The organism is Amycolatopsis sp. NPDC059235 (assembly GCF_042754125.1).
GTDB classification, from domain to species: Bacteria; Actinomycetota; Actinomycetes; order Mycobacteriales; family Pseudonocardiaceae; genus Amycolatopsis; species Amycolatopsis albidoflava.
The window spans coordinates 39066-58157 of record NZ_JBHZAG010000024.1; the positions used below are offsets into that span (position 1 = coordinate 39066).

At 68.2% G+C, this 19092-nt stretch carries 18 protein-coding genes; 6 read left to right on the forward strand and 12 right to left on the reverse strand.

Annotated elements, in window-relative coordinates; all coding sequences use genetic code 11:
- Position 1 precedes the first annotated feature (1 nt).
- The 4 genes from ACFXI3_RS18025 to ACFXI3_RS18040 form a co-directional block, all read right to left on the reverse strand.
- Entirely contained in the window at positions 2 to 643 is a 642-nt protein-coding gene (locus tag ACFXI3_RS18025) for a DUF3558 domain-containing protein (protein ID WP_378400555.1), read from the reverse strand.
- A complete protein-coding gene (locus ACFXI3_RS18030; RefSeq protein WP_378400557.1) occupies positions 640 to 1110 on the reverse strand; it encodes a hypothetical protein in 471 nt (156 codons plus the stop codon). The genes ACFXI3_RS18025 and ACFXI3_RS18030 overlap by 4 nt, the downstream gene beginning before the upstream one ends.
- 721 nt (positions 1111 to 1831) lie before the next feature.
- On the reverse strand, positions 1832 to 2473 hold the full coding sequence (locus ACFXI3_RS18035; protein ID WP_378400559.1) for a DUF3558 family protein: 642 nt from the start codon (positions 2471 to 2473) through the stop codon (positions 1832 to 1834).
- 142 nt (positions 2474 to 2615) lie between these two features.
- Entirely contained in the window at positions 2616 to 3773 is a 1158-nt protein-coding gene (locus ACFXI3_RS18040) for an acyl-CoA dehydrogenase family protein (protein WP_378400561.1), read from the reverse strand.
- A 119-nt stretch (positions 3774 to 3892) separates the two neighbouring features.
- Here ACFXI3_RS18040 and ACFXI3_RS18045 point away from each other — a divergent pair, with 119 nt between their 5' ends.
- On the forward strand, positions 3893 to 5566 hold the full coding sequence (locus ACFXI3_RS18045) for a class I adenylate-forming enzyme family protein (RefSeq protein WP_378400563.1): 1674 nt from the start codon (positions 3893 to 3895) through the stop codon (positions 5564 to 5566).
- A gap of 46 nt (positions 5567 to 5612) precedes the next feature.
- Here ACFXI3_RS18045 and purE read toward each other — a convergent pair whose 3' ends face one another.
- Together purE and ACFXI3_RS18055 are read right to left on the reverse strand one after the other, a co-directional pair.
- Positions 5613 to 6110 carry a 5-(carboxyamino)imidazole ribonucleotide mutase gene (gene purE / locus ACFXI3_RS18050; RefSeq protein WP_101435814.1) on the reverse strand — a complete coding sequence of 166 codons (498 nt, stop codon included), beginning with the start codon at positions 6108 to 6110 and terminating at the stop codon, positions 5613 to 5615.
- Between the two features lie 11 nt (positions 6111 to 6121).
- Positions 6122 to 7306 (reverse strand): 5-(carboxyamino)imidazole ribonucleotide synthase, encoded by a 1185-nt coding sequence (locus ACFXI3_RS18055; RefSeq protein ID WP_378400565.1) that lies wholly within the window; start codon positions 7304 to 7306, stop codon positions 6122 to 6124.
- A 1036-nt stretch (positions 7307 to 8342) separates the two neighbouring features.
- On the opposite strand from ACFXI3_RS18055, the gene ACFXI3_RS18060 reads away from it, so the two are divergent.
- Positions 8343 to 8705 (forward strand): hypothetical protein, encoded by a 363-nt coding sequence (locus ACFXI3_RS18060; RefSeq protein WP_378400566.1) that lies wholly within the window; start codon positions 8343 to 8345, stop codon positions 8703 to 8705.
- A 167-nt stretch (positions 8706 to 8872) separates the two neighbouring features.
- On the opposite strand, the gene ACFXI3_RS18065 is transcribed toward ACFXI3_RS18060, so the two are convergent.
- Both ACFXI3_RS18065 and ACFXI3_RS18070 read right to left on the reverse strand, forming a co-directional pair.
- Positions 8873 to 10207, reverse strand: a complete 1335-nt coding sequence (locus ACFXI3_RS18065; protein WP_378400568.1) for a glycosyltransferase 87 family protein — start codon at positions 10205 to 10207, stop codon at positions 8873 to 8875.
- Between the two features lie 53 nt (positions 10208 to 10260).
- Complete coding sequence (locus ACFXI3_RS18070; RefSeq protein WP_344288779.1) at positions 10261 to 11112, reverse strand: GGDEF domain-containing protein; 852 nt, start codon at positions 11110 to 11112, stop codon at positions 10261 to 10263.
- A 256-nt stretch (positions 11113 to 11368) separates the two neighbouring features.
- Here ACFXI3_RS18070 and ACFXI3_RS18075 point away from each other — a divergent pair, with 256 nt between their 5' ends.
- The 3 genes from ACFXI3_RS18075 to ACFXI3_RS18085 are packed head-to-tail and all read left to right on the forward strand — an operon-like array spanning position 11369 to position 14709.
- A complete protein-coding gene (locus tag ACFXI3_RS18075) occupies positions 11369 to 13636 on the forward strand; it encodes a sigma-70 family RNA polymerase sigma factor (RefSeq protein WP_378400570.1) in 2268 nt (755 codons plus the stop codon).
- 10 nt (positions 13637 to 13646) lie between these two features.
- Positions 13647 to 14147, forward strand: coding sequence for a GtrA family protein (locus ACFXI3_RS18080; protein ID WP_370940342.1), 501 nt, complete (start codon positions 13647 to 13649; stop codon positions 14145 to 14147).
- A 37-nt stretch (positions 14148 to 14184) separates the two neighbouring features.
- Positions 14185 to 14709 (forward strand): GtrA family protein, encoded by a 525-nt coding sequence (locus tag ACFXI3_RS18085; protein ID WP_344288785.1) that lies wholly within the window; start codon positions 14185 to 14187, stop codon positions 14707 to 14709.
- A 436-nt stretch (positions 14710 to 15145) separates the two neighbouring features.
- Here the strand turns inward: ACFXI3_RS18085 and ACFXI3_RS18090 are convergent, their stop codons facing one another.
- Positions 15146 to 16429, reverse strand: coding sequence for an ATP-binding protein (locus tag ACFXI3_RS18090; protein ID WP_344288916.1), 1284 nt, complete (start codon positions 16427 to 16429; stop codon positions 15146 to 15148).
- A gap of 12 nt (positions 16430 to 16441) precedes the next feature.
- Entirely contained in the window at positions 16442 to 17143 is a 702-nt protein-coding gene (locus tag ACFXI3_RS18095; protein ID WP_009072764.1) for a response regulator transcription factor, read from the reverse strand.
- A gap of 42 nt (positions 17144 to 17185) precedes the next feature.
- On the opposite strand from ACFXI3_RS18095, the gene hisN reads away from it, so the two are divergent.
- Positions 17186 to 17977 (forward strand): histidinol-phosphatase, encoded by a 792-nt coding sequence (gene hisN / locus ACFXI3_RS18100; RefSeq protein ID WP_378400573.1) that lies wholly within the window; start codon positions 17186 to 17188, stop codon positions 17975 to 17977.
- Here the strand turns inward: hisN and ACFXI3_RS18105 are convergent.
- Complete coding sequence (locus tag ACFXI3_RS18105) at positions 17971 to 18234, reverse strand: hypothetical protein (RefSeq protein WP_344288791.1); 264 nt, start codon at positions 18232 to 18234, stop codon at positions 17971 to 17973. The two genes, hisN and ACFXI3_RS18105, sit on opposite strands and share 7 nt — an antisense overlap.
- On the reverse strand, positions 18231 to 19040 hold the full coding sequence (locus ACFXI3_RS18110; RefSeq protein ID WP_378400575.1) for a TNT domain-containing protein: 810 nt from the start codon (positions 19038 to 19040) through the stop codon (positions 18231 to 18233). Before ACFXI3_RS18110 ends, ACFXI3_RS18105 begins: the two co-directional genes overlap by 4 nt.
- Positions 19041 to 19092: the final 52 nt, after the last annotated feature.

The following is a 19092-nucleotide window of genomic DNA, read 5'->3' on the forward strand; positions in this document are numbered from 1 at the left end:
GTCACGCACCCGCCTTCTGCTTCAGGTTGGTGACCACCATGTCCGCGACTTGCGCAGTGACGCCGCATGGATCCGTATTCCCGACCTTTGCCTTGCCGAGTGTGATCGATATGTCGACGGTGTGCCGGTCATTGACACCGACACTCACCTGGCAAAACGATTTCGATCCTTCAGTACTGTAGGTCGAATGCGCAACGGCAGGAAAACCCTGAACCGCAGGAAGAGAGCGCCAAACTGTGGATTTCGGCTTCGTGTTCGCGTAGACCGCGCTCAACCCGTCAGAGGTCTTTGTGCTGTACAGAACGCTGACGATCGCACCGGCATCGCTGTTGGTCCAATGACACTGCGAGCCAAGAGCAGCCTCGTCATCATGTTCGCCTTGCGGTTTTTGGTTCAGGATCTGTCCCACCTGTTCAGGCGTAAGCCCGCCGTCACACGGATGCCCCGACAACACCGAATCGGGGAGCGGGCTCTCAACCTTGGGCGCGCCTGCATACGGCAGCGTCTTCCCGGTCTCCGACGGGGAAGACGGAACACCGGCCGAGGATGACGGCGGACTCGGCGCCGAACCGCCGGCACACGCCGCAACCAGTGTGGTTGCGACCCCGGCACCAGCCACCCAAGGAAAAAACCGAGCCCTCATACCGCAAGCCCTCCGCCCTCACTCTTGCCTGCCGATTTGACGTCCGCAGCTGCCTGGAAATCCGAATCACTGACGATGCCCAACGCCTTCTCCAGGCGACTGATCAGCTCAGCCATATACCGCTGCATGTTCTCGTTTGCGCTCTTCCCGGCTTCGAACGCGTTGACCGCCTGCTGATTGAACCCGGCACTGCCAGGATCTGCCGCTGGCGGGGTAAGCCTGGTCAGAGCCTCCGCACTCGGCTGCATCTTCCCTGCGTTGTCCCGGAGCCGCCTCGCTCGTTCAAGCAACGAATGCGCTTCGTCCGGGTTCAGAGTGAACCCCGCACCGGCCTTCATGGCAGATGCCACGGCAGCAGCGTCCGACACCCCTTTGGCCACGTTCATCGCCGCGCCCACGACGGTGATCGGCAGTCCGGTCAACCACCCCGTCGTTTCTATCGCTTTCCCTGGGTCGTTCTCAGCCATGCCCGCCCTCCCGTGCACCGCGCACTGCCTCTCGACCAGGCAACCAGTCCCGAGGCCCCTCCGGCAGCCACTGTAACCAACTGCTCACAGCGGGGTGACGGAAACAGGTAAACTCACCCCACTGTGCACCCGGCCCGAGCAGGGGCGACCGTGGCGCAAGGACAGCGACGCGCCACATGGGTCACGCACCCGCTTTGCGCTTCAGATTTGCGATGATCATGTCCGCTACCGTTGCCGCGGCGGCACGCGGCTCCTGCGAGCCAACCCTCGTTTGCCCTAAACCAACCGATACATCGGCTGTGTACTTGTCTGTGCTACCGACACTCACCTGGCGCTTATCCCGTTTCGCCGAGCCGCTGGAGGCTGCATGGGCTACAGCAGGGAGACCTTGAACAGAAGGAAGTGGACGCCAGACTGTCGCCAAGCGTCTCGTGTTGGCGCAGCCCAGCGCTCATGCGGTCAGACTTCGTGGCGCCGCAGGAATATCGGCATATACTCCCCGCGGCTTGGGCGCACCTGCACATGCCAAGGTCTTCCCGCTACCGGTGGCGATGCCCGAGAACCAGACGAGCCCGAAGACGGCTTTTGACGTCAACCCACCAGAACATCCCACCTCTAGCACTGTCACTGCCGTCATGCCAACAGCGAGGGAGCAGATCCGCATCCTCATCTGATCAGCCCATCACCCTGGCGACTAGCAAATCCGCGGACAACACGGCGGTCAATTACCCGCCCGCTGCGCCAAATTAGTGACGACCATGCCCGCGATTTGAGCCGTAACGTCACACGGATCCACCTCGCCAACCTTAGCCGAACTGAGGGTGACGGACACATCTACATCGTGCTGATCATTGATTCCAATGCTTACCTGGCAAAAAGATTTGTCACCCTTCGGACCATAGGCTGAATGAGCTACAGCTGGCAATCCCCGTACGGCCGGAAGCGGACGCCACACAGTGGACTGCGGCTTCGAATTCGCATATAGTGCGCTCAGCCCATCTGATGCTTCGGTAACATACAGTACAGTCAGAGCAGCACCCGATCCACTATTGACCCAATGGCACTGCGCGCCGAGCGAACCGTTGTCGGCATGTCTTCCTTGCAGCTCTTTCCCCAGAATATGGCCAACTTGACCCGGAGCGAACGCACTGTCGCACGGATGGCCCGCCAGGACTGACGCAGGGAGCGGGTTTTCAACTTTGGGCGCACCGGCATATGGCAAGGCTTTCCCTGCCGACGACGACGGCACCCGATCACTAGCCGGCCCCGAAGCGGTGCTCGCCGCAGAACCTCCGGCACACCCTGCAACGAACATGACTCCCACTACCGCAGCGGCGGTCAAACTAGCGAAGCGCATCCTCATCCGACAGTCTCTCCCCCGCGACGCCAAAGTCTCCCGATCGCAACTGTAGCCAGTCGCGCACCCGGAGACAGCAAGATCGATCACAAGAAGAGCCCCACCACCCGATCCGGGTAGTGGGGCTCTTCGGCGGACCGTCGGGGGCTCAGCCCTTCAGCAGAGACCGAGCCATTACGACCTTCTGGATTTGGTTCGTGCCTTCATAAATCTGCGTAATCTTCGCGTCGCGCATCATGCGCTCCACCGGGAAGTCTCGCGTGTAGCCTGCGCCGCCGAATAGTTGTACTGCGTCTGTGGTTACCGACATTGCCACGTCGGACGCGTAGGCCTTGGCTGCCGATGCGGTGAAGCTGGCGCGCTTTTCACCGCGTTCCGAGGACGCTGCGGAGGCGTACACCAGGTGGCGGGCGGCTTCGATTTTCGTTCCCATGTCGGCCAGCATGAACTGGATTCCTTGGAATTCCGCGATCGCCTTGCCGAATTGCTTGCGTTCCTTGACGTACGCGACGGCTGCGTCCAGGGCGCCCTGGGCGATTCCGAGGGCCTGCGCGCCGATGGTCGGGCGGGTGTGGTCCAGGGTGCGCAGGGCGGTTTTCAGGCCGGTGCCTGGTTCGCCGATGATGCGGTCCGCGGGGATGGTGCAGTTTTCGAAGTAGATTTCTCGGGTGGGGGAACCCTTGATACCGAGCTTCTTTTCCTTCGGGCCTACCGAGAAGCCTGGGTCGTCCTTGTGCACCACGAAGGCGGAAATGCCGTTAGCCTTCTTTTCCGCGTTCGGGTCGGTGACGGCCATGACCGTGTACCACGACGATTCGCCGGCGTTGGTGATCCAGCATTTGGTGCCGTTGAGGACCCAGTGGTCGCCGTCGAGGCGGGCGCGGGTGCGCATGGACGCGGTGTCCGAGCCGGCCTCTCGTTCGGACAGGGCGTAGGACGCGGACGCCTCGCCCGAGGCGATGGACGGAAGGACCAGCTTCTTCAGGGCCTCCGAACCGGACAGGATGATGGGCTGTGTGCCCAGCTTGTTGACTGCCGGGATGAGCGACGCTGACGCGTCGACGCGGGCGACTTCCTCGATCACGATGCACGCGCCGATGGCGTCGGCGCCCTGGCCGTCGTATTCCTCGCCGATGTGGACGGCGTTGAAACCCGCCTTGACGAGCGCTTGGTTGGCCTCGACCGGGTAGCGCTCCTGTTCGTCGACCTCCGCCGCGTACGGGGCGATCTCCTTTTCGGCTAGAGCCCGGACCGCGGCGCGCAGTTCCTCGTGCTCTTCGGCCAGCTGATACAGGCCCTCGGCCACCTTCAGTCACCTCTTCTGCAGCGAAACGGGAGAAAGTCCCCCGATGTTAGCCCGCGTTCACACCGGACGCGGCGGCTCGCTGCTTGTGTCCTCGGCCTCACCATTCGTATGGTCACGTGATGGCTGCCACTGCGTCGACCCCGCCGCCCGGATTGCCCGCTTCCCTTGACTACCCCCAGGTGCCGATCGGTTCGGTGCTCGCCGGCGCCGCGACGCGGTACGGCGACCGCGTCGCGTTCGCGATGGGCGACGATCAGCTCACGTTCGCTCAGACCTGGCAGGCCGCCTGCCAGTTCGCGCAGGCGTTGCTGGCCCGCGGCATCGGGCGGGGCGACGTCGTCGCCGTGCATCTGCCGAACTGCCTCGCCTATCCGATCGCCTACCACGGCATCCTGCTGGCGGGAGCGACATTCAGTCCGACGAATCCGCTGCTTCCGCCGGACGACCTCGCCTTTCAGCTGACCGACTGCGGGGCTGCGGCCGTGGTGACCTTTGGGCCGGTGGCGGGCACGCTCGCGGCGGTTGCCGACCGGATTCCGGCGCGGCTCACGATCGTCGTTTCGCCTGCTGGTGAGCTCGCTGAAGGGAGTGTGGAGTTCCGCGAGTTCTTCGCTGACCAGCCTGCGACCAGGCCGGACGTGGCGATCGATGTGGACCACGACCTCGCGCATCTCGCCTACACGGGTGGCACGACCGGGCGATCCAAAGGCGTCGAGCTCACGCATCGCAACGTCGTCACGAACACGCTGCAGCACACCTGCTGGTCGACCGGCTCGATACCGGCCCTCGACGCGAACGGCGACCTGACGATCGACCAGGTCGGCAGCCCGGACGAATGGCCGACGCGGCTTGGCACCGGCACCGCCATCAACCTGACGCCGTGGTTCCACGCGATGGGCGTGATCGCGGGGCTCAACGGTCCGCTGATGAGCGGCGGGACGACAGTGCTGCACGCGCGGTTCGACCCGGCAGCGTATGTCGCGGACGCTGAGCGACTGCAGGTCACGACCATCGGCGGCGCGCCGGCGCTGTTCGCGGCGTTGCTGGCGACGCCCGCGTTCCACACTGCCGACCTGTCGTCGGTGCGCAACATCGGCTCCGGCGCCGCGCCGATGAGCCACGAGATGATCCGCGCGCTGCACCAGCGGTTCCCTGACGTCGTGATCGCCGAGGGGTACGGGCTCACCGAGGTGACGATGGGCGCGGTGATCTCGCCGAGCTACCGGTCCGGCGTGCGCAAGGTCGGATCGGTCGGCGGGCCGATCTTCGACACTGAGGTCAAGCTCGTCGCGGATAGCAGCGAGGAGCCGTTGCCGCCCGGGCAAGAGGGCGAGGCGTGCTTGCGCGGGCCGCAGGTGATGCGCGGGTACCGGAACCGTCCGAAGGAGACCGCCGCCGCGCTGGTCGACGGATGGCTGCACACCGGCGACATCGGCGTTCTCGACGAGGACGGCTATCTGTCCATTGTGGATCGCAAGAAAGACATGCTGCTGTACAAGGGATACAACGTCTTTCCTCGTGAATTGGAGGAGCTGCTGAGCGCGTCGCCGGGCGTGCTGTCGGCGGCGGTGGTCGGCCGCCCGAGCCCGGAGGTCGGCGAACTGCCGGTGGCGTTCGTGGTGCGGCAGCCGGATTCCTCAGTGGACGCCGAGCAGCTGATGGCCGCGGTGAACGAGAAGGTGCTGCCGTACAAACGCTTGCGGGAGCTGCATTTCGTGGCGGAGATCCCGGTGTCGGCGGCGGGCAAGGTGCTGAAGCGCGAACTGCGGAAGCAGCTGCCCGACCCGGCTTGATCCTGGAGGTGGGTGCGGATGCCGGTTCCGGACCGGCATCCGCGCGCTACTTGCCCGCTTTTTCGCGGAGTTTGGCGTCCTTGTCGAGCACCAGCTGCTCAAGGTCTTCCTGGAACTGCGTCAGTTTCGCCTGCAACTGCAGGTCAGCCGCGGCGAGGATGCGGACCGCGAGGAGACCGGCGTTGCGCGCTCCGCCGACGGACACGGTCGCGACCGGGATGCCGGCCGGCATCTGCACGATCGACAGCAGCGAGTCCATGCCGTCCAGGTACTTCAGCGGAACCGGCACGCCGATCACCGGCAGCACCGTCGCCGACGCGACCATGCCCGGCAGGTGCGCGGCGCCGCCCGCGCCCGCGATGATCGTGCGGATGCCCCGGTCGGCCGCGGACTTCGCGTAGTCCAGCATCCGCTGCGGGGTGCGGTGTGCCGAGTAGACGCCGACCTCGTACTCGACGCCGAACTCGTCCAGCGCTTGTCCCGCGGCCTCCATCACCGGCCAGTCGGAGTCGCTGCCCATGATCACGCCCACCTGCGGCGCCATTGTGTTCCCCTTCAGTGGATCTCGTAGCCGTCGAGCCAGACGGCGTGGGACAGCCAGTGCGCGGACAGCAGCGCACGGTTGCGCAGGTCGTCCATGCGGTCGCCGACGAAGTTGACGTGCCCGAGCTTGCGGCCCGGCCGGTCCTGCTTGCCGTAGAGGTGGATTTTCACCTCGGGGAACCGCGCGAACAGGTGGTGCACCCGCTCGTCCGGGCTCATCTGCGGCGAGACGTCCGCGCCGAGCACGTTCGCCATCACGCACGCGGGCGCGATCAGGTCGGTGCGGCCGAGCGGGTAGTCCAGGACGCCGCGCAGGTGCTGCTCGAACTGCGACGTGCGCGAGCCGTCCATGGTCCAGTGGCCGGAGTTGTGCGGGCGCATCGCCAGCTCGTTGACCAGCAGGCCGGTCTCGGTCTCGAACAGCTCGACCGCGAGCAGCCCGGTGACGTCGAGCGTCGACGCGATGCGCAACGCCAGCTCCTGCGCCTCGTGCACGCGCGACTCGGCCAGCCCCGGTGCTGGGGCGAGGACCTCGGTGTTGATGCCGTTCGTCTGGACGGTCTCGACCACCGGGTACGCCGCGCCCTGGCCGAACGGCGAGCGCGCGACCAGCGCGGACAGCTCGCGCTTCATCGCGACCTTCTCCTCGACCAGCAGCTCCGTGCCGGCTTCGAGGAGCTCGGGAACGGTCTCGCGGGCCTGCTGGGCGGTGTCGAGCATCCAGACGCCCCGGCCGTCGTATCCGCCGCGCGACGCCTTGAGCACCACCGGCCAGCCGTGCTCGCCGCCGAACGTCACCACATCGTCCACAGTGGACACTTCGGCGAAGGCGGGACCGGGCACGCCGAGGCCGGCCATCATCTCGCGCATCACGAGCTTGTTCTGCGCGAACCCGAGCGCGGTGGGCGCGGGGCGGACGACGAAGCCTTCAGTGGCGAGGGTGAGCAGGTGCTCGCCGGGCACGTGCTCGTGGTCGAAGGTGACCACGTCGACCTGGCGGGCGAAATCGATCAGCGCGTCGAGGTCGGTGTGGTGGCCGAGCACGACGTCACTGGCGACGAGGGCCGCCGCGTCGCCCTCGTCGGCCGCCAGCACCTTCAGCGACTGGCCGAGGGAAATCGCCGCCTGCTGCGTCATGCGGGCGAGCTGCCCGCCGCCCACCATGCCGACGATGGGAAGACCGGTTCGTTTGTCCATAGCGGAGACCAGGTTACTGGGCGGGAGCTGGCGGACCGTCGGCGACCTGCGGCGGAGTGAGGTGGGTGACGGGGCGGGGTTGGGGCCGGGCGGCTGGGGGTGGCGGGTACCGGGCGGGGTGGCGCGTGCCCGGCTGGGCGGTGGGCGGGCGGATCTCGTTTCGGCGGGAAGGCATTGGCCGGAGCGCGGCGGACTCGGCCAGTGAGTGGGGCAGATCGGGGCGACTGGGCTCAGCGGCCGGGCCGGTGGAAGCCGCGGGCACGTCCGTGGAGCGGGCCGGACTGTGCCTGCGACCACCGCGGCGCCCATCGAGGTCTCGGCGGACGCGCGGCCGACGCGGCTAGTCGGCTAGGTGCGCGGCGAGCCGAGACGACCGGGCTCGGCAGCCGGGCAGCCAGTGCGGGGCGGATCCGAACGACTGGACTCAGCCGAGCTGGGTCGGCGGAAGCCTCGGACATGTCCGTGAACCGGCCGGAAAGCGCCCGAAAGACCACGCTCCCCACCGAGGACTCGGCAAGCGCGCCGCTAACGCGGCCAGGCAGCCAACGCGGCTAGCCATCTAGGTGCGCGGCGAGCCGAGACGACCGGGCTCGGCAGCCGGGCAGCCAATACGAGGTGGATCCGAACGACTGGACTCAGCCGCGCCGAACCGAACCGGGTCGGGTCGGGTCGGGTCGGAGGAAGCCTCGGGCACCTCCGTGAACCGGCCGGACAGTGCTCCAAGGGCCACGCTTCCCACGGAGGTTCGCGGCAGAAGCGCGTCGAACGCGGCTAGCCAGCCAGATGCGGGGCGAATCGCGACGGCTGAGGCACGACAGGCCGGGGTCGGCGGAAACCGGCTGAAGTGCGCGCGTCCCCGTGGATCGGCGGCACGGAGCGACCTAGTTTTCCGCCGAACCCTCCCCACGAAGCCCAACGAAGGCGATCGGCTGGGACCGGATCGCGCAAGCTGGGTCGGCAGCGGCACCCGGACCTCAACCGGACACCCCGGTGCGGAAACCCGCCCCAGCCAGTCCCGCTGCAGCAGGATGGCCGGATGGAATCCGTCACTCTCCCGCGTCCGGTTCTTCACGCCCTTCGCCAGGCCAGCCTCCCCGGCGTGGCCACCGGGATGCTCACCGGCGAAACCCGGCCGCTGGTCTTCCCCAAGGGGTTCGGCGACGTTCTCGCCTGGCTTTGGAGCACCGACTCCAACTCAGCCGTCATCTACCTCGCCGAGTTGATGAAGCAGCTCCGCGAACGGCACCCACTCGCCAAGGCCGTCACGCCGCCTCTCCGGTTCGACGAGTTGCTCACCGCCGCCCGCGACTGTCTTCCGGACGGCTTCGCGCACGCTGATCTGCTGATCCAGTACACCCGCACCGCGCTAGGCGACTTCTACGGCGACGCCGCGGAGTAACAAGGGCTCACTATTCGGTTGATCTGCCCGCGAAGAACGCCGGATCAGAACGATGGCCGTGCCCGTCCGCGAGTCTGACTCCGGACGGCCGCGTAACCACCGCGATCCAGACAGTAACCGCCACCACTGACAAAAACCGCCAGCAAGCCCCTGACCAGCGAAAAGAGCTAGGAAGATTCCTGCTCGGCCCGGTTGCGGGCACGCCGCTGCAAACCCCACCGCAGCACCAGCGCGACAGCCAGCACCACCGGCATCAGGATGTAGGCGTCGCCGAGAATGTTCTGCCACACCTTCCAATGCAGCTCGACATTCCGGCCATTCGGCAAGATCAGCAATACGCAGCTGACGAACACGAACGCCACCAGGAACGTCCCCAGCCACCGTTTCCACGCGGTCGCCGGGGTGGTTTTCGGCAACCTGGACACCAGGAGCACGACCAGCGGCGCGACCCAGACCCAGTGGTGCGTCCAGGAAATCGGCGAGATCAGCAGAATCCAGAACGCCGTGACGAGCAGCGCGGCCAGCGCCTGTCCGCGCCGGTGGAAACGGAACATCAGCCACAGCGCCGGAATCGCCAGCACCAGGCCGATGACGGTCGCCGCGCTGGAGGCCCACGGGGCCAGGTCCGTGGCGCGATTCATCAGTGCGTTCAGGGACTGGTTGCCCGCCCAGTGCACCGGGCCGATCCGGCCGGTGTCGGGCAGCGTTTTGGTCCAGTATTTCCACGAATCGTGCGGGTTGATCAAGAACAGCAGCGCCTGCATTCCGACGAAAGTCGCGAATCCGCGCAAAGCGTCTTTCCAGCGGCCGGTGACCAGCAGGTGGCCGAGAAAGACGATGGGCGTCAGCTTGATCGCGGCCGCGAGCCCGACGAGCACGCCGCCCCAGCGGCTCCCGCGTGCGCCGATGACGAGCATGTCCAGCAGGACCATCGCCATCAGGATCAGGTTGATCTGGCCGAGGAAGATCGTCCGCCACACCGGTTCCAGGCCGAGGAAGACCAGGAAGAACACGATGGTCGACCGCGCGGGCGAGGCCCACCAGCGAGGTCCGTCGGAGGCTGGGCGGGGCAGCGCGCCGATCGCGATCCGCACCGACAGCGCGAGCGCGCCCAGCGAGACCACGGTGAGGAAACCCCACGCCACCTGCACCGGAACGAGCGCGAGCGGCGCGAACAGCAGCGCCGCGGTCGGCGGGTAGGTGAACGGCAGCAGCGCCCAGCCGGGTTCGGTGGGCAGCGTGTTCGCGTCGTAGAGGTTGTCGCCGCGCAGCAGCTGCAGCGCGCCTGCCCGATAGACCGCGCTGTCCACGCCGAGGTTCCAGTCGTGCGTCCAGCCCCAGAACCCGACCGCGATCGCGAGCAGCGGGAACACCGCGAAGATGAGCATCGAACGCGGGCGCACGGAGAGCCGTGCCAGAGATCGGCGCAGAGCCAGCCGGGGCTGCCCGGATCGATTCACCGGAGCTTCGCCGTCGGCAGCGGAGGGTACGGTCCTGGTCACCACACCAGGAAAGCATGAACGCGGGAATGCTGGTCGGGAAGGGGGACCGGGGCTCAGCTGTGCGCCAGTTCCGTCAGCAGCTCACAGGCCCGGTCATGCGTCCCGGGAAGCCGCACGGCCGACACCAGCGGACGGGCGACGTCACGCAGCTGCGGATCCACCGAAAGGCGTTCGTTGAGCGCCCTTCGCAACGCGACTCCGCGCGTGGCCAGGCGTTCGTTGCGTTCAGCCAGCACCGCGACCGCGGACGGGCCGATCGTCGCGTAGCACTCGCCGGTGTCGAACACGGCCCGGACGGCGTCCGCGGCGAGGATCATCGCCGTCAGCCGAGGCCAGCCGGACACCGCCGTCAAATCCAGCGAGACCGTGAGCAGCACGTTCGCCTCGTTGACGCCGCCGCGGTAGATCTCGCCGAGCCGCGTCCGCAGGTACGCCGCGGACGGCAGGCCGGTGAGCGGGTCGGTGACCTCGGTGTGCACGAGCTGGTCGGTGGCGACATCTGCCCAGGCCAGCGCGGTCACGCGGAGCAGCCGGGCCGGGGTGGCGTCGACATCCGGCGCGACGAATCCGTCGACCGCGTGCGGGTCGGCGAGCACCGCGTGCAGGGCGGCCAGGTCGGACAGCGTTTCCGACAGCCCCGCTCCCGCCGCGGCCCGCGCCCGGCCCAGTCCGGCCAGCGCGTTCTCCGCGCCGGTCGAGCCGTGCCGCACGACGGCCGCGCACACCGCGTCTACTTCGGGCAATGCCCAGTCGCTCGGGAAACGCCAGCCGGCGGCGAGGCTGGCTGTTCGCCAGCGAGCTCGCAATGCCCGCAAATGGCGGTCCCGCTCGAACCGCGCACGCGTCTCGTCCCCCGACGAGTCGCCTGCGGAGCCGAACCGCGCCCCGGTCGCCGGTACGTCCACCGAACCCCCAGCTCCTTCCGGTACCTGTCGATCTTGTTCCCCAATCACGGAGGGGACGCGGCGCAACTCCCCTCGTGACGCGTTTTCCCCGATCTTTTTCGTCTAATCACCAGACGAGGAGGTGAACTTGCTGCGCCTACTGAGCCATCTGACGGACCACGGCGTGACGAGTGTCGCCGCATCCGTCACACTTGGTGTGCGTTGTAGGGAGTAAGGCGCGTGGAGTCCGCCGCGCGCGCAGCCTTAAAGGAGCCCCGTGTCCACCGTTCCCGCCGATCTCTCCGGTAAGAGTGACGCCGAGCTGATCGCAGAGGTGCGCGCGGGAAAGATCGCGTCCTACGGTCCGCTCTACGAGCGGCACAGCGGTGCCGCGCACAACCTCGCCCGCCAGCTCGCGCGGTCCAGCTCGGAGGCCGACGACCTCGTGTCGGAGGCTTTCTCGAAGGTTCTGGACACGCTGCGTGGCGGGAAGGGCCCGGACAGCGCCTTCCGTGCGTACCTGCTTACCGCGCTGCGTCACACCGCGTATGACAAGACCCGTCGCGACCGCCGGATCGACCTCAACGAGGACATGAGCGACGTCGGCGGGACCGCCGGCGAGGCGCTCACCGTGCCGTTCTCCGACACCGCCGTCGCCGGCCTCGAGCGCACGATGGCCGCGAAAGCGTTCGCGCGGCTGCCGGAACGCTGGCAGGCAGTGCTGTGGCACACCGAAATCGAGCAGCAGAGCCCGGCTGAAGTCGCGCCGCTGCTCGGGCTGACCGCGAACGGCGTGTCCGCGCTCGCGTACCGCGCCCGGGAAGGGCTCCGCCAGGCTTATCTGCAGGTCCACCTGCAGGAAAACGGTGCGGACCGTTGCCGTGCGACGGCCGAGCGGCTCGGGGCCTGGACGCGCGACGGGCTGTCCAAGCGCGAACGCTCCCAGGTGGAAAACCACCTCGACGAATGCGACGAATGCCGGATGCTGGCGGCCGAACTGGCCGACGTCAACGGCAGCCTGCGCGCGATCATCGCCCCGATCGTCCTGGGCGGCGCCGCTCTCGGCTACCTGGCCACGATCGGCGCGGCCAAGGCGAGCGCGGCTACTGCCGGTGCCGCCGCGGTCAGCGCTGGTGCGGCTGCGGCAGGCGGAGCCAAGGCGGGTGCGGCTGCAGCTGCGTCCGCGCCTCGGCAGTTCGCTGGCGTCGCGATGTCCGGGGCCGCGATGGTGGCCGCGGTTGCTGTCGCGCTGGCTGCTGGTGGCGGGACGCAGACCATTCCGGCCGCTCAGCAGGCTCCCGCGCCGCCGGCCGCCGCGCCGGCACCTGCGCCTGCGCCTGCACCGAAGCCCGCTCCTCCGGCCGCGCCCCCGGCTCCGCAGGCCCCGCCGCCTGCTCAGCCCGCGCCTCCCGCCGTGCCGCCGCCTGCGGCTCCTCCGGCCGCACCGCCGGCGCAGCCGCCAGCTCCGAACCCGGCCGCTCCGCCGCAGCTTTCCGCGGCCATGCCGCCGGGTGGGGTCGAACTCCAGCCAGGCGGCGGACCGGTCGCGCTGCCGATCACCGTGCGCAACGACGGCGGTTCGGTGTCCGATCCGGTCCAGGCGACGCTGAACCTGCCGCCTGGCGTGCAGGCGGTTGGCGCGAACGGCGGCGGCGCTGCCGGCGCGTACTCCAGCGAGGCGGCCGCGCAGTCCGGGCCGATGCAGGTCGCGTGCCCGGGCGGCACCGGCACGGTTACGTGCAAGACGGGCAGCGGTTTGCAGCCTGGTCAGTCGGCTGTGCTGATGTTCCGGCTGAAGGCAGACGACAACGCGAGCGGCGGCACGGTGACCGGTTCGGTCACGGCGGGTGCTTCGGTGAACGTCAGCGTGCGCGTGCAGGTGAAGGTCAAGGCTCCGAAGGACGACCTCTCGCTGGCGGCCAGCAAGCTCGGCCCTTGGTTCCATCCGGTCCTCAAGGCCGACGTGCAGAACACCGGACAGAGCACGAAACCGGTCACGATCACCATCGACCACCGTGCTACGGGGCCGTTCACCGTCAAGCGGTTCAAGTGCACTTCCGGCGATGCGAGCCTGAGCTGCACCAGCGTCAAGCCATTGGCTCCGGGCGAGACGGCGGAGTTGTGGGTGGGTGTGAACCGTGAGCCGTTCGACGGCCCGGACACCGTCACGGTCAACGCGTCGCTCGGCAGTGCCTCGGCGAAACCGGTTTCGGTGCCGCTCGATTGCTGGTGGGACATGTGCCACGATCCGACGATCGGGCCGTGGTCATCCACGTCGGTGCCGTTGCCGACGACGTCGCCCTCGACCTCGACTTCGAAGAGCCACTCGCCGAGTTCGTCGAAGCACCCGAAGCCCAGCACCACCCCGCCGACCTCGACGTCCCCGGACGACGAGACCCCGGACCCGACGTCCAGCAGCCCGGCCGCAACCACGAGCGCGCCGCCGAACCCCGGTTCGAACGGCAAGCCGGGCAAACCCGGTAACCACGACAACCGCCCGCCGTCGGTCGAACCCCGGGGGTTCTTCGGCTGGTTCACGGAGTAGCGTCCGCCAGGTGCGCGAACTCCTGGCGAAGCACCGTGAGCTGGTCCGTTTCGCCCTGGTCGGCGGCACGAGCTTCGTCATCACGCTGACGATCACGTACGTCCTGAAGTTCACCGTGCTGCGGACGCATCCGGTCACGGCGCTGATCGTCGGTGTGCTGGTCGCCACGATCTTTTCCTACGTCGCGAACCGGGAATGGGCGTTCCGCACTCGCGGCGGGCGGGAGCGCGCGCACGAGGCCGCGCTGTTTTTCCTGATCAGCGGGGTCGCGCTCGGGCTGAACGCGTTGCCGCAGTGGGTTTCGCGGTACGTGCTGGACCTGCAGGTGCCGCACGTGAGCCTGGTCGGCCAGGAGTCCGCCGACTTCGTGAGCGGGATGATCATAGGCACTCTTCTCGGGACGTTGTTCCGCTGGTGGGCGTTCAAAAAGTGGGTTTTCCCCACGGAGGGCGCCCGGCCGGAACCGGGGCGGAATGACAATCCGGATATTCCGGACCGTAAGGCCGCCTGAGACCTGGCGTGACCTCGAATTCTCTAGACTGCGATACGTGACCGTCGTCGAAACCGTGCTCGCCCGCACCCCCGAGCCATTGCGCTCCGTGCTCGTGAAGCACCGGGAGCTGCTGAAGTTCGCGATCGTGGGCGGCACGACCTTCCTGGTCGACAACGGCGTCTGGTACCTGCTGAAGCTCAGCGTGCTGGAGTCGAAACCGACCACGGCGAAGGCGATCGCGATCATTGTCGCGACGATCGTGTCGTACGTGCTCAACCGCGAATGGTCGTTCCGCACCAGGGGCGGCCGCGAACGCGCCCACGAGGCGACGCTGTTCTTCGTGATCAGCGGCGTCGCGGTGGTGGTGAACCTCATTCCGCTGCTGATCTCGCGCTACTGGCTGCACCTGGAAGTGCCGAACGTGTCGCGCTTCGTGCAGGAGGTGGCGGACTTCGCGAGCGGGTCGATCATCGGCATGCTGCTGGCGATGGTGTTCCGGTTCTGGGGATTCAAGAAGTGGGTGTTCCCGGATGAGCTGGGCGAACGGCGGAAGGACGGGGTCACCCGGCTTCCCCGGTGACCCGGCTGGCGCTGGTCGATCTTGACGACACGCTGGTCGATCTCGGCGGGGCGTTTTCCCGCTGGGCCAGCCAGCTGGCCAGTTGCGAGCGAACTATCGGGCGAGAATCCCGCCGCACGTACAGCTCTGCCCGTGCGCTCTGGACAATCTCAGCATTCTGAGCGCCACCGGATCGCGAATCCTGCGTCGTCGCCCATGAGCCGGTTAGCGAAGCTCCGACACGCCTGCCTCGCCGAAGCAGCCGACGGCTACTGCATTCTCGACGCCTAGTCCTGCGCAAACCGGATGCGCACATCTTCCGGTCGAGCGGCGCAAGAGTGCGGGCACAGCGCCGGAATTCGCACGCTCTGGATCAGCCACCACCGCACGTGGCCGCAAGATCAGCAACCACCGCATCGCATCGCCGCCGACCTGCGGCAAGCCGTCCAGATCCTGCTCACCGAGGAACCGGCTCCGCGGGCCACCGCAATTCTCCTACCTCGTCCGGGCGCGGGACCTTCAAGAAAAGGCTGAAAATCGCCGGACGCTTATTCGACAGTTCCAGCCGTCCGCCATCCGCCTCGACGAGAGCGCGCGCCAGAGCCAAGCCAACCCCGGTCGAGCCCCCGCCGGAAAAGCCTCGTTCGAAAATGTGGGGTGCGATTTCGTCCGGCACTCCGGACCCGGTGTCCGCCACCTCGATCACCACCGTTCCCTCAGCGTCGCCGCGGCGGGCGGACAGCGTCACAGTCCCGGCGCCGTGGCGGAGGGCGTTGTCCAGCAGTACCCCGATCACCTCGCGCAGCCGTGCCGGGGTCACGCGCACCATCAAGCCGTCGGCGACCTTCAGCCGCAAGTTCCGGCCCTCGACCCGCAGCAACTGACGCCATTCCTCCGCAACGGCGGGCAGCGTCACCGGCAGGTCGACCGGCTCGGCGTCTACCTCGCGGGCGGCGCGGGCGGCGGCCAGAAGCTCATCTAGGGCTTGGGCTAGGCGGTCGGCTTGTTCCTGCGCGGCCCGGGATTCCTCCGCAACATCCGGGTCTTCGTGGCCGGTCAGCGGTTCCAACCGAAGCTGCAGAGCGGTCAACCGGCTCCGCAACTGGTGCGAGACATCCCCGACCAGCTGCCGTTCTCGCTGCACGAGCTGCGCCAAGGCGGACCCGGACGTGTCCAGGGCTTCGGCGACCATGTCCAGTTCGGCCACGCGATACCGGCTCGGATCGGGGCGGAAATCGCCGCCGCCCAGGCGGGACGCGCGGTCTGCGACGTGCCGCAGCGGTTTCGCCAGGCGGCGGGCGGTCACTGTCGCCACCACCGTGCCAGTACCGACCGACAGGACCACCAGCAGCACGACCAGCAGCGTCACCTGCGTCTGTTTTGTGCGCACCGGACCGCTCGGGATCGCCAGCATGACCGTGCCGCTGCGCGCGGTCGGGACCGATTCGACCACTGGGTTCGGGCCGGGGTTCGCGCCGAGGTGTTTTTCGCTGAAACCCTCGGCGCGCACGATCAGCATGCCGCCCTCGGGAACGCCGACGCGGAATTGCTCCAGGTCGATTTCCTGGCCGTTCGCGACCTGCGTGTCCACCGTCGCGGCGATGTTGCGGGCCCGTTCGGCCAGGCTTTCCCGGTTGAGGTTCTCCACCAGCCGCCACGCGGTGACGCCGAGCGGGATGCCCAGCACGGCCGCGGTGACCAGCACGGCGAGGAGGATCGCCAGCAGGATCCGGCGGCGCATGCTCATCGGCGGCTACTCGACATTGAACCGGAACCCGACGCCGCGCACGGTCGCGATGCGCCGTTCGGCGTCGGAGTGCGCCGGTTTCGCCTGCCTGCCCGCCGCCTCGTCGGCGGCGACCGCGAGTTTGCGGCGCAGCCAGGACATGTGCATGTCGAGGGTCTTCGACGTCTTGGACTCCAGGTCGTTCCACACCTCGGCGAGGATCTCGTCGCGGCTGACGACCTGCCCGGCCCGGCTCATCAGCACGCGCAGCAGCTCGAACTCCTTGTTCGCCAGCTGCACCTCGTGGGAGTCCACTGTGACCAGTCGCGCGCCGAGATCCATCCGGACGCCGCCCGCTTCCAGCACCTCCGGCACCCGGCGGCGCAGCAGCGCGCGGATCCGCGCGAGAAGCTCCGCGAGACGGAACGGCTTGGCGACGTAATCGTCCGCGCCCGCGTCGAGGCCGACGACGAAATCGACCTCGTCGGTGCGCGCGGTGAGCATCAGCACCGGCAGTTCGGTGCCGCTCGCGCGCAGTCTGCGGCACACCTCCAGCCCGTCCATCCCGGGCAGCCCGAGGTCGAGCACGAGCAGGTCGACGCGGTGCGCGGCGGTCGCGGCGAGCACCGCCGGCCCGTCGGTGACGACCTCGATCTCGTACCCCTCCCGGTGCAGCGCGCGGGACAGCGGCTCGGCGATGGCCGGATCGTCTTCGGCAAGTAGGACCATGCTCACCTGGCCAACCTTACGGCGAACGGGCGTGAAACCATCGTGACCGTGCCTGCCTACTCGGATGACCTCGCTCTCGCCACCCGGCTGGCGGACGCCGCCGACGCGCTGACCACTGCCCGCTTCCGTGCGCTCGACCTCGCGGTGTCCGCGAAACCGGACCGCACGCCGGTGACCGACGCCGACACCGCCGTGGAGGACGCGATCCGCGAAATCCTCGCCGCGGAACGGCCCGGCGACACCGTCGCGGGCGAAGAACGCGGCGGGACCGCGGGCAGCGAAGGCCGGGCGTGGGTGATCGACCCGATCGACGGGACCAAGAACTTCCTGCGCGGCGTCCCGGTGTGGGCGACGCTGATCGCGCTCGTCGAGGACGGCACGCCGGTGGTCGGCATGATCAGCGCGCCGTTGCTGGGCCGCCGTTGGTGGGCGGCTCGCGGCGAAGGCGCGCACCTGCGCGACGCGGCGGGCGAACGGCGCCTGTCGGTGTCGAAGGTGGCGACGCTCGGCGACGCCTATCTGTCCACGACGGACTTGAACAGCTGGACCGAGTACCACTCCCGCGAGAAGTACCTCGCGCTCACCGAGGCGTGCTGGGAATCCCGCGCGTTCGGCGATTTCTGGAGCCACTGCCTCGTTGCCGAGGGAGCGATGGACGTCGCCGCCGAGTGCATCGTGAACCCGTGGGATGTCGCCGCCGCACAGGTGATCGTCACCGAAGCGGGCGGCCGGTTCACCGATCTCTCCGGTGCGGAGACCTACGAGGGCGGCTCAGCGCTGTCCACCAACGGCCTCCTGCACGACGAGGCGCTGGAGATCCTGCGCCGTCAGTGAGCGCCGGGCAGCACGCCGACCGCGCCGCGCGCCACCTGTGACCAGGTCAGCCTGCCGAAGAGGTAGTGGCAGGCGACCTGTTCGGAGGTGAACGCGGCCCAGTCGTAGCGGTTGCCCTGCTCGCGCCAGAACACTTCCCAGCCGCCGTCGGAGGTCGGGAGCAGGCACCACGTGTTGTCCGCTTCCCGGCCGATCGACACGACTTCCTCGGGCACTCCGATGACGTCCAGCCACTTGCGAATCGACTGGGTGTTCATCGTGCCTCCCGCGTGACATCAACCAGGAATCCCAGCGTGACCAGTTCGTCCGCGGAGAGCACCGCACGGTAGCGGATTCCGCCGCCCGGCCCGTCGAACCACTCCGCCGACGTCGCTTGCCACACCGGCATCGGCTTCAGCACGCGGTAGCGACGGTAGCCGGAACGCAGCGCGGCGGGCGGCAAAGCGCGCTCCGCGAACGGTGTCCCGTCCGGAGCGAACACCCGGCCGTGATCGCTGCCGAAGCGGTCCAACAGCGTGTTTTCCGGCAATACCACCGGATTCGGCTCTTCGACGCCGCCCTCCGCGGGCGGCCACACGTACTCGGCGCCGACCACGAACCGGCGCTCCCACTCCGGACCCCCCGGCGGCGCATAGCCTTCGGTGACCGCCTCGGGCGGCTCCGGATCCACCGGTGGCGCGGGCGAACGGCGGAAGCCCTGTTTGACGTATCCGAGCACCGCGGTGTCATCGAGCAACGCCGACTCCGGATGGTCGAACAACGGACGCCGCGCCCCCTCGGTGTCTCCGCCAGAGGGCAGCGGCAACTGCCGGTCCGGACGGTCCGCGGCCACCGGCAAATGCCCGAGCGGGAACATGTGGACCGCGAACAACGCGAGCACGCTTTCCCGGTCTGTGCGCGGAGAACCGACCGGCGGACGGCTGTGCGCGGGCACCACACCGGTGCCCGCGGGCGGGGTGGGCACCTCGTCGAAGCCGCGTTCGAGCAACCCGCCGTATTGCGCGGGCACGCGCACCGGGCCGGTGGCGACGTCGGTGTCTGCGGGTTCGGGTCGGTCGGACACTGGCACCCTCTTCTCGGTCGTGCCGGCACCGGGTCGGACGCTCGCTCGCACC

Excerpts from the sequence above, each read along its gene's own strand:
- ACFXI3_RS18025 (WP_378400555.1), bottom strand. The coding sequence starts at position 643 with ATGAGGGCTCGGTTTTTTCCTTGGGTGGCTGGTGCCGGGGTCGCAACC.
- ACFXI3_RS18030 (WP_378400557.1), bottom strand. The coding sequence starts at position 1,110 with ATGGCTGAGAACGACCCAGGGAAAGCGATAGAAACGACGGGGTGGTTG.
- ACFXI3_RS18035 (WP_378400559.1), bottom strand. The coding sequence starts at position 2,473 with ATGAGGATGCGCTTCGCTAGTTTGACCGCCGCTGCGGTAGTGGGAGTC.
- ACFXI3_RS18045 (WP_378400563.1), top strand. The coding sequence starts at position 3,893 with ATGGCTGCCACTGCGTCGACCCCGCCGCCCGGATTGCCCGCTTCCCTT.
- purE (WP_101435814.1), bottom strand. The coding sequence starts at position 6,110 with ATGGCGCCGCAGGTGGGCGTGATCATGGGCAGCGACTCCGACTGGCCG.
- ACFXI3_RS18055 (WP_378400565.1), bottom strand. The coding sequence starts at position 7,306 with ATGGACAAACGAACCGGTCTTCCCATCGTCGGCATGGTGGGCGGCGGG.
- ACFXI3_RS18060 (WP_378400566.1), top strand. The coding sequence starts at position 8,343 with ATGGAATCCGTCACTCTCCCGCGTCCGGTTCTTCACGCCCTTCGCCAG.
- ACFXI3_RS18090 (WP_344288916.1), bottom strand. The coding sequence starts at position 16,429 with ATGCGCCGCCGGATCCTGCTGGCGATCCTCCTCGCCGTGCTGGTCACC.
- ACFXI3_RS18095 (WP_009072764.1), bottom strand. The coding sequence starts at position 17,143 with ATGGTCCTACTTGCCGAAGACGATCCGGCCATCGCCGAGCCGCTGTCC.
- ACFXI3_RS18105 (WP_344288791.1), bottom strand. The coding sequence starts at position 18,234 with ATGAACACCCAGTCGATTCGCAAGTGGCTGGACGTCATCGGAGTGCCC.